Source organism: Fictibacillus gelatini DSM 15865, from assembly GCF_000430745.1.
Taxonomy (GTDB): Bacteria; Bacillota; Bacilli; order Bacillales; family Fictibacillaceae; genus Fictibacillus_A; species Fictibacillus_A gelatini.
The window spans coordinates 1-11,731 of sequence record NZ_AUMP01000057.1; the positions used below are offsets into that span (position 1 = coordinate 1).

Consider the following 11,731-nt stretch of genomic DNA (forward strand, 5'->3'; position numbering starts at 1 on the left):
AGGGTGAGCTATAAAAGCCCGTTTTTTTCTTTAATTATACCGAAAAGTTGGGTAATTTTGGACTTTTAATAATTTTTAGATCACGGATTCAGGTGTCACTTAATTTTCTAAATTCCTCCATAAAATCTCCATGTTTCATTTTTAATATGATCATAAATTAATATGAAAAAGCTGTACTATTTTTGATATTTCCAAACATATGTGAAGAAGGGAGGGGTTACAGATAATAGACAAAGTTAGCTATAACCATTCATATTGTAGTGTTTAAGAAAGAAAAGACGGTGAAGTTTCAATTTATTAGAAAAGAAATAACTCTTGGAGATAACTCTTAACAAAATAACGAAAGGTTCTTTTTCATAATCATTGCATAAACGTCATTGTAAACTAAATATAAGAGAAGAAAGGGAAGAAAAAATGAATTGGGCTAATCTCTTAATATTGTTACTGTGTCCTTTAATGATGCTATTTTGTATGAGAGGACATAAGCATCATAATCATCATTCTTCTGATAATCATTCCATCAATGAATTACAGGATCAGATTATAAAATTACAGTCAGACAATGAACAATTAAAGAAACAATTAAAAAGTAAATGAGTTGTGAACGTCAACTTAATTAGTTGACGGTTTCTTTATATCTAATAGTATTTTTAGAATTTCAAAGTATAATGACGGCCAATACGTACTTAACTATATCATCTAAAGGTTTAGACAGAACATTTTCTTGATAATGAGGGTGAATCGATTAATTGTATTAAGTCATCTTTATTAATTTGTTACTTCTTACATAATTTCTGCAAATTTATTTATTAAAATGCTTTCACTGAATTTTTAGTACCGTTGATTCAAGAGGATTGTATGAAAAGCAAGATCAAAAAAGTCTTCACTAATGGAAGAAGTATAGTAATTAACCGTTATGTCGCTAAATTCAAAGTACTAGTAAATAATTTTACCGTTAAATGAGGATGAAATCGGATGAACAATGAAATGCGAGTTCTTCAAATCATAAATCGTCTTAGAGCAATGGGTATACCAGCAGAAATAACAAAATCAAGAAAAGCTATATTCGAAAATTTATGGGAAAAGGAAAGAAGGGAGATTTTAGCAGATGGAAAGCATTAAACCTTTAAATCCCATTGCAATGCAATTAGGTCCTTTTAGTATTCATTGGTACGGAATTATTATTGGTACAGGTATCTTGTTAGGATTATATATTTCTACTAATGAAGCAGTAAAAAGGGGATTACAAAAAGAGGTATTTTCTGATCTTATTTTATGGGCCCTCCCAATAGCGTTGATATTTGCAAGAATTTATTATGTCATCTTTAATTGGTCGTATTATTCGCAACATTCCGAAGAGATTATAGCTATATGGAGAGGCGGAATCGCCATTCATGGAGCTTTAATAGGTGCTATTATCACGACTGTCGTTTTTGCCAAGAAAAGGAATTTGAGTTTTTGGAAATTGGCGGATATCGCAGCACCAAGCATTATACTGGGGCAAGCGATTGGGCGTTGGGGAAACTTCATGAATCAGGAAGCACATGGTGGACCTGTATCAAGAGAGTTTTTAGAAAGTCTTCACCTGCCCGATTTTATCATTAATCAAATGTATATCAAAGGAAGTTATTATCATCCAACATTTTTGTATGAGTCTCTATGGAACTTGATAGGGTTTCTGGTTTTATTGGTATTACAACGTATAAACTTAAAACGTGGAGAAGTATTCTTGACTTATGTTATATGGTATTCGATTGGTAGATTCTTTATTGAAGGGATGAGAACGGATAGTTTAATGCTAACGGACAGTTTAAGAATGGCTCAAGTTTTGTCTATTGTTTTAGTGGTTACGTGCACAATTCTTATATTATACAGACGTACTAGAAAAGATTTAACAGCTAGGTATAAAGATTAAATTACAAATATCCTGTCTTTGATAATCAAAACAAATACTTTCTTTTGCCGCTGACACACTATGTTTTAATTTATTATTATTTTTAGATTGATGGTTTAGGAGCGGAGTATGTCGAAATTGTGCCAATTGCCAATAAGGTAGAAAAATTATGATTATGAATTTTCGAACTCGGCCCCTTTCATATGTGTTTCAATTTGCTCTTGTATATTTCTTTTTGTACTCTCAAAACCATCTAATAATTGTATTGGAAGGAAGACTGCTCTCATATAAAGGTTAAATGGTTATTTATAACCTGCGATATTAAGTTCTCCGCGAGGATAGTTGTCAGTCGGAAATTCAAATTGAATTAATATAAATTTAATCAAATTACTAAATAAAAAAGTTTAATTTATGTTGGTAATTTGACTTAAAGAACCAATTCCTTTTTATCCATGCAGCTTTAAACAGGAAATAATTGAATAATGTACATCACGTTGATCCAAAATAGGAATAAAAAATGATACATATAAAATCAATCATACATAAGTAAGATATCAGTTGTTTTATATACCCTATACGGGTATAATGTATATAAACGAAAATAGTTATAATCAACGAGGTGAACCTAAGTGACTCACTGTGAAGAACAACATATAAATCCAAAAATGGTTCCGCGAACCGAAGAAGAAATCGAAAGCATCATCAAGCGTTTGAAACGTATTGAAGGACAAGTGCGCGGTGTGCAAAAGATGGTCGAAGATAATCGTTACTGTATCGATGTTTTGGTTCAAATTTCCGCAATTCAAGCCGCGTTAAACAAAGTCGGGTTGAACTTGTTGGAACGCCATGTCAATCATTGCGTTTCCAAGGCGATTCGCGAAGGCAACGGAAAAGAATCGATCGACGAATTGATGGACGTCATTCGGCAATTTTCAAAGTAAAGGAGGGAAAGATTGATGAGTGAACAAAAGCTCGTTACGTTGAAGGTGACTGGTATGACATGTGCCGCTTGTTCCAATCGCATTGAGAAAGTATTGAACAAGATGGATGGAGTAGAAGCCAATGTCAATTTAGCAATGGAAAAAGCAACGGTTAAATATGATCCTTCTAAACAAAGTGTAGCTGATATCCAAACAAGAATTAATAAATTGGGATATGGTGTTGCGACTGAAAAAGTAACGCTAGATATTGAAGGGATGACTTGTGCGGCATGTGCGACTCGGATTGAAAAAGGGTTAAATCGTATGGAAGGCGTTACAAGTGCGACTGTAAACTTAGCGACAAACAGTGCGGTTGTAGAATACAACGAGGGTATTTTATCCGTAGGAGACATTTTAGAGAAAATCAAAAAGCTTGGGTACAAAGGACAGATTCGGAACGAAGAACAAGATCATGCTGGTCGAAGAGAAGAATTACTTAAACAAAAAAAACGGCAACTCACCATTTCTATCATCTTATCATTACCTTTGCTTTATACGATGATTGCTCATTTGCCTGTTGATTTAGGCTTACCGTTGCCACACATTTTAATGAATCCGTGGTTCCAACTTCTTTTAGCGACACCCGTTCAGTTCTATATTGGCGGTCCTTTCTATCTTGGGGCTTATCGGGCATTACGGAATAAAAGTGCAAACATGGATGTATTAGTAGCCCTTGGAACATCGGCCGCTTACTTTTACAGTTTGTATGAAGCTTTTAAAACTTTAGCCAATCCCGAATATATGCCCAAATTGTATTTTGAAACAAGTGCCGTGTTGATAACCCTTGTACTTGTTGGAAAATATTTTGAAACATTGGCGAAAGGGCGAACGACAGAAGCTATCTCTAAGCTGTTAAGTCTGCAGGCAAAAGAAGCTCTTGTCATCCGTAATGGGCAAGAAGTAAAAGTTCCGCTCGAAGAAGTGGTGATCGGTGATACGATTCTCGTCAAGCCCGGAGAAAAAATACCGGTAGACGGTACTGTAATCGCCGGAGTTTCCTCAGTGGACGAATCGATGATTACAGGTGAATCGATTCCGGTTGATAAGAAAGAAGGGGACTCTGTTATAGGAGCCACCATGAATACAAATGGTGTACTGACCATTCGAGCCGAAAAGGTAGGGAAAGAGACAGCCCTTGCCAATATTATTAAAATCGTTGAAGAGGCACAAGGCTCTAAAGCACCGATTCAGCGTATGGCTGATGTCATCTCAGGTATTTTCGTACCCATTGTGGTAGGAATTTCTGTTGTGGCGTTCATGTTATGGTACTTCATGGTGGCACCGGGTGACTTGCCAAAGGCGCTTGAAGTGGCCATTGCGGTTCTTGTCATCGCCTGTCCTTGTGCGCTTGGTTTAGCCACACCAACATCCATTATGGTCGGAACAGGTAAAGGGGCAGAAAAAGGGATCCTCTTTAAAGGGGGTGAGTATCTAGAAGGAACGCATAAAATCAATGCTGTGTTACTGGATAAAACAGGAACTGTTACAAAAGGGAAACCAGAAGTAACAGATGTAGTAGAGTTTCAAAAAGGCATGCTTGATTATGCCATTTCAGCCGAGAGCGCTTCTGAACATCCGTTGGCCCAAGCAATTGTGGAATATGGAAAGAAGCAAGCGATTTCTATAAAACCACTAGAGCATTTCGCCGCCATTACTGGTCACGGAATTGAAGCTACCATTGATGGCAAACATATCCTTGTTGGAACGCGAAAATTGATGAAGGAACACTCGATTGACATTTCCATGCATGAAGATCAAATGGCGGATCTTGAAAAACAAGGGAAAACCGCTATGTTGGTTGCCATTGACCATAAGATTGCCGGCATCATTGCTGTCGCGGATACCGTAAAAGAAAGCTCTAAAGAAGCCATTCAAACTTTAAAACAAATGGGTATAGAAGTGTACATGGTAACGGGAGACAATCAACGCACGGCTGAAGCGATTGCGAAGCAAGTGAATGTGGATCATGTGTATGCCGAAGTGCTCCCTGAAGACAAAGCGAAAATCGTTGAAGAACTCCAAAAACAAGGAAAACGAGTGGCGATGGTTGGCGATGGGATCAATGATGCTCCCGCTCTTGCAAAAGCGGATATCGGAATGGCCATCGGCACAGGAACGGATGTCGCGATTGAAACGGCTGATGTAACGTTGGTTGGCGGAGATCTGGCGCATATTCCCAATGCGATTGAGTTAAGCCGCAAAACGATGAGAAACATTCGACAAAATCTATTTTGGGCTTTGTTCTATAATTCCATTGGTATTCCTGTAGCAGCAGCTGGATTATTGGAGCCTTGGGTTGCGGGAGCAGCGATGGCATTCAGCTCAGTATCGGTTGTGACAAACGCGCTTCGTTTGAAACGCGTGAAAATAGAAAATGGAACCATATAAAGGAGGAAGTTTGAATGGACATTACATTAAACGTAGAAGGAATGACTTGCGGACACTGCAAAATGGCCGTAACGAATGCTCTTAAAGAGCTGGAAGGTGTGAAAAATGTGGATGTACATCTAGAAGAAGGCACTGTGGATGTGAATTATGATGAAACAAAAGTCAGTGTAGAAAAAATGAAAGAAGCCATTGAAGAACAAGGTTACGATGTGAAATAACATAATAAAAGAGATCATGGATCACAAATCCATGATCTCTTATTATTCAACGTTGTCAACGTTTTGGCACGACAAGAGTTTGACAGCCAAACCACGATGAAATTTTTTGTGCTTAACGGACAATGATCATTTGGATTCATATATGAAATCATGAGTATAACTTTATAAATTTTGATATCATTCGATATTTGTGCTAAAACCGAAAGAAAACATAGAAACAGTATTTGGATTAATACAAAAAAGGAGTATACGAATATGGACTCAACTGTTTCAAAGAAAGAAGTTATGATTTCCTATATTATAAGTTTTGCCTTTATCATCGCGATGATGACAGCTTCGGTGATATTAAAAGATCACGAAATTATTTTGCCAGAAGTAGCGGCAATGGCGATTGCCATGTGGGTGTGGCGAGATGCAGGATGGATAAGACAGCCATCCAAGATTTTTCTTGCTCCGTCTATTACTGCTTTGATCGGTTTCGTGGTGAATCAATTACCCATTTCTTATTTAGGAAAAGTCATCCTCACCCTCATCCTAATGATGCTTTTTTTGCGGATCATTCAATCGAACTTAGGACCTTCCATTGCAACAGGATTGTTGCCAGTAGTGACGAATGCAACGGAATGGTCATTTGTGATATCCGTGTTTATTCTTACCTTTTTATTGATGCTTGGGGTTCTCCTATTTGGGTTACATAAAGGATTGGAAAAGAAAGTGAAGATACAGTACAAGTACATGGTAGTGTTCTTAGTACTGATCTTTGTGTGGATTGCCTTATGTTCGATTGTTGGCTACCCATTGGCAGTGATCCCGCCGATACTCGTTGTCGTATTTGAGTCGCTCCAAAAACCGATGTACAGCGGAAAAATGGCTTTTAAACAAGGACTTGTCTTAACCATTTCTGCGACTGTCGGAACCCTTTTATACTTTTCTATTGATTCGTGGATATTGGTAACGTTGTTAAATATGATTTTGATGCTGATACTGTTATATATTGTCGGCATCCGTGTCCCTGCAGTATATGCTTTTCCGCTTCTGCCGTTTGTCTTCCCGGATGAGATTGTAGCAAAGTTGCCTCTAGGTTCGTTTATCACATGTATGTTCCTGCTTTCTGCGGTGCTGGCCTATAAAAAGATAGAGATGAAGCAAAAGGGAAGAGTCATGCAAATGTGAGAGGAGTAGATATGTTCGAAAATGGCCTGCCAGAACTAAGCTATATATCATGCTTGGCCAATTTTTAAACCGTTAAAGTGACAAGATTAAATTGCGAAAACCTACGTTGACTGTTTTTATTTTAATAGGTTTTGAAATGAGCTAGATCAGATAAGTTGCTTATACCTGTTCCATTTGGCTAGTAAAAAAATCATTGATAAAACATATTAGGGGGAAAGGATTCGCACTACAAAGGGATTTCTGCAAATCGTTTGGGGGGTAGGATATAAATGGGATGTATAAGGTAGGAAAAATAATAAGGAAAATCATTTCTTTTGTTTCGTCATGTGTAGTGACCTTTGATCCGGCAAATACGACAATACTTTCTTACTTAACTATATTTATTATTGATAGTTGAATAGTGAAGAAAACTTTCATTATTTTTGCGCCGTCTAAGGATTCGCTTTTCAGATGATTCGACAGTTTGAGACGAAATGATCCGACAAGTACCCGAGAGAAGTCCAATCTTGGGCAAATGAGTTGGATGTTCTCCTTACATATATGAATTATTCAAGCAGTATCCGAATTTTGATGAACACGACCAATGTGCCATGAAACTAAATATGTCAACTTTTTATGATATATTTAGTCATGTCTAATGTTATTAAGAGGTGACTAGGTCAAGAGCATTCTTCCAATGGAAATTTGATAGAAAAAACTGCTTCTGCTGATGTTTTGCAACCTTTTTAAAAGGTCAACAGAAAGAAATACGCATGGTGTATCAAGCTGCTGGCATATCAACTAAGTTGTTACAATAGATTCCTTGTTATTGTGGTTGTGGTGAGAGTGCTGGACATAAGAGTAACATGAATTGCTTTGTCAAAAAAATCAATAAAGATGGTTCTGTCGTCTGGGATGACCACGCTACTAGTTGCGACGTGTGCTTACAAAATCGAAGCGAAATCCATTAAAATGAAACAAGAAGGTAAATCTATAAAGGAAATTCGCCATTACATTGATGAAAAGTACAAAGAAGGTTACGCAAAACCAACTAAAACTCCAATGCCTTTATTATAAACAAACCTCGCTTTTCTGAAAGGTGAGGTTTTCATTTTGCCTATTTTCTTATTTCCTCTTCATAATTTCATTAAAAATTTTGTTATGATGACGAATAGTTACATTTTAATAAACGGTTATAGAAAGATTCATCAATGTTGTTTGATAAGGGGGGTATTTAGTTTCGGTGCTTCACAATTGAGACTCAAATTCCTCCGCCATGTTGCATTGCAAAAGCATGGCATACTCTAGCGCAATTCAAGCACATACGACCACACGTACCTTAGCTACCTCAACGGATATTTAATACATTTGGTGACTGGATTTGTAGCTGCAGCTCTAGGTGCAGTGGCTATTTCAGCGATAATGACTAAAAATTTGTTGCAGTATCGTTTTCTAGCATTACCCATACATCAATTTGGGGACGTTCGAAGGGCAGAACGCCAGTTTAAAGGATTTGGAGAATACCGAATTTACCCTAAGAGTAGATGCATACATAGATGGTATTGCGAAGACTTTGAAGTAAGAAATTGTTTTGCGTTGGTTGTCGCTTTAGTTACGGGCATAACAATGCAACTTGTATCTCTAATATGATGACAGATAAAGCAACAATTTATAAGAAAAATTTTTTATAGTAATTAGAATCAGGAAAAATTAGGCGAAATAATATCAAACAAAAGATAATGGAGTATACATACATAACGGGGTTAGATAAATAAAAAAGACACTAATTAGCGCCTATAAATATTGTACTTTTGTATCTTTTGTGGATTTGCCCAGATTAAATAGAGATATCCTAAGAATGCACGTTCATGCTTGTTAATTGTCAAATTGGATTGTTTGACTATATCTAAGATATCCCGATTTTGATGGCATCCAATAGCTTTAACGGCAAAATTATCAAGTTTCTTTTGAATCCAAGCCAGTGCAGGGACGGAAAATAATCCATGCTCCAGTAATACTTGGCCATCTTCCTTACACCATTGATTAAAAAGGTTTAGAACATGGACTGGATCTTCATAACTACATAAAGAACCCGATGATACAATTGTATCAAAGGAATTCTCAGGGAAGTTAAGATTTTCCACATCAGATATGATAAATTTAGCATTAATCCCATATTCTTTTGCTGCTTCTTTAGCTTGTTCAATCATTTGGGGGCTGAAATCTACACCTATGTACTCAATGTCTTTAGGATAGAAGGTGAAATTCATTCCAGCTCCAACAGCCACCTCTAGAGTTTTTCCTTTAACTGACTCGAAAATTTGCTTTCTCCATTTATTTTGTTCTTGTTTTTTACGTTTTTTTGCATATTTGGCAGCCTGTTTATTGAATTTTTGTATCAATTGCGTTTTCGCCATGAACCAAATACCTCCTGATCCTTATACTTATTACCACCTTTTAATACAGTAAATAAACGAATTGTTTCTTTTTTTTATAATTTGTTATTACACTACGGGAATCGATAAATAAAAATGGAGTCTCCCACTGATATACGAAAGCCGGAATTCCTTATTGAACTAGAATCTGTTTTTTAGAAAAATTCGTTAGTAATGTAAATCCACGTTTCTCTGGTACCCCCTCTTATTGAAGTATCGGATGGCAATACTTTAAAACGGTATGGCTTTTGTTATTTAGTACAATCTTGAAATCCACAAGCAGAAGGAAAAAGTACGGTGGAGGGGAATTAATTATACCTCAGCTACTTATGCAAGCAGATATCGGAAATGGCAATTGACACCGGTACGGATGTAGCCGTGCTTGTCGACTTTGTCAACAAGTTGAAATCCCCTCCAAGTTTTATTTGGAGGAGATTTTTTTCGTTATTCAGGTTTATTTGTAGTATCATTCGGGTTTGGTTTATAGTCAGATTTGTAATCTTTATATTTTACTTCTGTGATCATTCCAGCTGAGGCATGGTGTAAATCATGGCAATGGAACATCCAATTTCCCGGATTATTTGCTCTGAATGCGACAACATATTCTTCACCCGGTTTTAAATTCAACGTATCCTTAATCAATGGGGAGCCTGTAATTGGCTTACCATTTTTACTTAACACTTGGAAGAAGTGTCCGTGTAAATGCATTGGATGTAAATCTGTTGGTGAATTGTTCACTAATTTTACTTTTACGAGATCTCCTTTTTTCACCTTGATAGGTGCTGTTTCAGGATACGTTTTACCATTAATTGTGTAGACCATGCCATCTTTGCCCATGGTGGTTCCTAAATTCATCGTATACTCTACATCATATTTCTGATCTAACGTAAATGAACCTAATTCATGTTTTCCGTAATTTGTCATATCAACGGTAGGAAGGTCCTCTTTTGCATTTGATTTGTCCGTATTGTTTGTTGCACCTTCGTATTGAATTTTCACTTTCATGCCATCGGTACCTTTCATATCGCCATGACATTCTAATAACCATTCTCCTGGATTATTCGCTGTAAATTCAATATCATAACGTTCACCCGGAGCAATATTCAAAAGTTCATCTTTGATTGGCTGCGGATCTTTTAACGGCTGTCCATCCGTTGCGACAATTTTAAACTTATGGCCATGCAGGTGAAGTTTATGAGACATGTACCCTGCGTTCACAAGGCGAAGTCGTACTTTTTCACCTTTCTTTACTTTTAAAGGTTTAACAGCGGAACCACTTTTCCCATTAATTGTGAAAATATCATACATACTCATATCATGGCCCATACTGCTCATATCCATTTGACCATTTCCCATATTACTATGATCCATACCGCTCATATTCATATTGCTTTCTGCATTCGGGTTGCTCATCCATTCATCTAACACAAGCGTATAATCTCGATCTACTTTTTCCTCATTCTTAGGCTCTACGATTAAAGTACCGTATAGCCCCTTGTCCACTTGTTTCGCGCTTTCTTGATGGGAATGATACCAATACGTTCCCGGTACGGTTGCAGTAAATTCATACGTATAGGTTTCACCCGGTTTGACTGCATTCATTGTGACCCCCGGAACTCCATCTTGACTATTCGGGACAGGGTAGCCGTGCCAATGAATCGTAGTCGGTTCCGGTAATTCATTTTTGAAATTGATTTTAACTCTGTCTCCCTGCTTAATACGGATTTGCGCTCCGGGAACAGATCCATTATACGTGTAGACCGGAAGTTTTACTTTATCATTGATTTGTAATAATGCTTCCTTAGCAGTAAGATTAATCTCTTTACCGGTTAATACTTCTGTATTTGTTGCCAAAGGCAGTTGTTTACTGGAGTCCTTGGCGGTGTTTTCCTCTTTCATATTCATGTTCGACATATCGTGTCCTTGCATGGAATTGTGCGAAACATTATTATTTGAGCAGGCGGCACCAACAGCGATAACTCCCGCCAATAAGGTTCCTAGCAGTAATTTCTTCATGTCTTTCCCCCCTTAAATTTGCGGTTTAAATCATACTAATATCATCATAGAAAATAAATGTGCAGAATTTATGGAGAACAGAATTATATGATTAATTTTGTACGAAGAATGTCGAGGTTAATGGACGATTGGGACCAAGATTTGTTTAAGTTGCTGCATACCAAGGTGGAATTGCTGCCGACAATGTAATCGGAGGCTTGTAGAGAAAAGTAAATCTTGATACTGTTCCAGTCGTTACATTTACGAATCAATCGATTGCTACGATTGGGCTAACAGAAGAACAGGCTAAAAGAAAGAAGATACAAAGTGAGAATTTCCATTTTACCACTTAATGTAGTTCCAAGAGCTCTTGTTAATTGCAAAACTACTGGTGTATTTAAAGAATGCCTATAAATGTATAGAGGAAAAGGTCTCTTTTAGGAGGTGAACTTGATTGGATAAGTTATCTTTACTCTCACAAATTAATTCATAGGATAAATACCGAATATAAAACTTTCGCTATGGAATTAATGTGAACAATAGGACATTATTGGAGAAACGGAAAATAAGGGTTCACCTGAATCCGTGATCTAAAAATTATTAAAAGTCCAAAATTACCCAACTTTTCGGTATAATTAAAGAAAAAAACGGGCTTTTATAGCTCACCCT

Annotated in this window: 9 protein-coding genes and 4 pseudogenes; 11 read left to right on the top strand and 2 right to left on the bottom strand. The window is 36.9% G+C overall.

The genetic code is table 11. The annotated features are described in order from the left end of the window. Nucleotides 1–414: 414 nt before the first annotated feature. From H538_RS0117365 to H538_RS27145, 10 genes and pseudogenes are all read left to right on the top strand, one after another. Nucleotides 415–597, top strand: coding sequence for a DUF2933 domain-containing protein (locus H538_RS0117365; RefSeq protein WP_026678679.1), 183 nt, complete (start codon nt 415–417; stop codon nt 595–597). Nucleotides 598–975: 378 nt separating this feature from the next. After that, nucleotides 976–1,122: an Lmo0850 family protein gene (locus H538_RS26240; protein WP_154658014.1), complete on the top strand. Its 147-nt coding sequence runs from the start codon at nt 976–978 to the stop codon at nt 1,120–1,122. Continuing rightward, complete coding sequence (gene lgt / locus H538_RS0117380) at nt 1,109–1,915, top strand: prolipoprotein diacylglyceryl transferase (RefSeq protein ID WP_026678680.1); 807 nt, start codon at nt 1,109–1,111, stop codon at nt 1,913–1,915. Before H538_RS26240 ends, lgt begins: the two co-directional genes overlap by 14 nt. A gap of 644 nt (nt 1,916–2,559) precedes the next feature. Beyond that, nucleotides 2,560–2,835 (top strand): metal-sensing transcriptional repressor, encoded by a 276-nt coding sequence (locus H538_RS0117385; RefSeq protein ID WP_211235576.1) that lies wholly within the window; start codon nt 2,560–2,562, stop codon nt 2,833–2,835. A 15-nt stretch (nt 2,836–2,850) separates the two neighbouring features. Beyond that, nucleotides 2,851–5,262 (top strand): heavy metal translocating P-type ATPase, encoded by a 2,412-nt coding sequence (locus tag H538_RS0117390; protein ID WP_026678682.1) that lies wholly within the window; start codon nt 2,851–2,853, stop codon nt 5,260–5,262. A 14-nt stretch (nt 5,263–5,276) separates the two neighbouring features. Beyond that, nucleotides 5,277–5,480 (top strand): copper chaperone CopZ, encoded by a 204-nt coding sequence (gene copZ, locus H538_RS0117395; RefSeq protein WP_025726869.1) that lies wholly within the window; start codon nt 5,277–5,279, stop codon nt 5,478–5,480. 255 nt (nt 5,481–5,735) lie between these two features. Further along, nucleotides 5,736–6,653, top strand: a complete 918-nt coding sequence (locus tag H538_RS0117400; RefSeq protein WP_026678683.1) for a hypothetical protein — start codon at nt 5,736–5,738, stop codon at nt 6,651–6,653. A gap of 441 nt (nt 6,654–7,094) precedes the next feature. Then, nucleotides 7,095–7,238, top strand: a pseudogene (locus H538_RS26785) (IS256 family transposase); the annotation flags it as partial. A 75-nt stretch (nt 7,239–7,313) separates the two neighbouring features. Next, nucleotides 7,314–7,709: pseudogene (locus H538_RS24250) on the top strand (PCYCGC motif-containing (lipo)protein); the annotation flags it as partial. A gap of 264 nt (nt 7,710–7,973) precedes the next feature. Next, nucleotides 7,974–8,282: pseudogene (locus tag H538_RS27145) on the top strand (YIEGIA domain-containing protein); the annotation flags it as partial. Between the two features lie 137 nt (nt 8,283–8,419). Here the strand turns inward: H538_RS27145 and H538_RS0117410 are convergent. Both H538_RS0117410 and H538_RS0117415 read right to left on the bottom strand, forming a co-directional pair. After that, nucleotides 8,420–9,049 (bottom strand): class I SAM-dependent methyltransferase, encoded by a 630-nt coding sequence (locus H538_RS0117410; RefSeq protein ID WP_026678684.1) that lies wholly within the window; start codon nt 9,047–9,049, stop codon nt 8,420–8,422. A gap of 462 nt (nt 9,050–9,511) precedes the next feature. Next, entirely contained in the window at nt 9,512–11,083 is a 1,572-nt protein-coding gene (locus H538_RS0117415; protein ID WP_026678685.1) for a multicopper oxidase family protein, read from the bottom strand. Nucleotides 11,084–11,211: 128 nt separating this feature from the next. On the opposite strand from H538_RS0117415, the pseudogene H538_RS25720 reads away from it, so the two are divergent. Continuing rightward, nucleotides 11,212–11,464: pseudogene (locus H538_RS25720) on the top strand (mercury(II) reductase); the annotation flags it as partial. Nucleotides 11,465–11,731: the final 267 nt, after the last annotated feature.

What these genes read in the sequence shown, in the direction of transcription:
- H538_RS0117365 (WP_026678679.1), top strand. Translation starts at nt 415, where the DNA reads ATGAATTGGGCTAATCTCTTAATATTGTTACTGTGTCCTTTAATGATG.
- H538_RS26240 (WP_154658014.1), top strand. Translation starts at nt 976, where the DNA reads ATGAACAATGAAATGCGAGTTCTTCAAATCATAAATCGTCTTAGAGCA.
- lgt (WP_026678680.1), top strand. Translation starts at nt 1,109, where the DNA reads ATGGAAAGCATTAAACCTTTAAATCCCATTGCAATGCAATTAGGTCCT.
- H538_RS0117385 (WP_211235576.1), top strand. Translation starts at nt 2,560, where the DNA reads ATGGTTCCGCGAACCGAAGAAGAAATCGAAAGCATCATCAAGCGTTTG.
- H538_RS0117390 (WP_026678682.1), top strand. Translation starts at nt 2,851, where the DNA reads ATGAGTGAACAAAAGCTCGTTACGTTGAAGGTGACTGGTATGACATGT.
- copZ (WP_025726869.1), top strand. Translation starts at nt 5,277, where the DNA reads ATGGACATTACATTAAACGTAGAAGGAATGACTTGCGGACACTGCAAA.
- H538_RS0117400 (WP_026678683.1), top strand. Translation starts at nt 5,736, where the DNA reads ATGGACTCAACTGTTTCAAAGAAAGAAGTTATGATTTCCTATATTATA.
- H538_RS0117410 (WP_026678684.1), bottom strand. Translation starts at nt 9,049, where the DNA reads ATGGCGAAAACGCAATTGATACAAAAATTCAATAAACAGGCTGCCAAA.
- H538_RS0117415 (WP_026678685.1), bottom strand. Translation starts at nt 11,083, where the DNA reads ATGAAGAAATTACTGCTAGGAACCTTATTGGCGGGAGTTATCGCTGTT.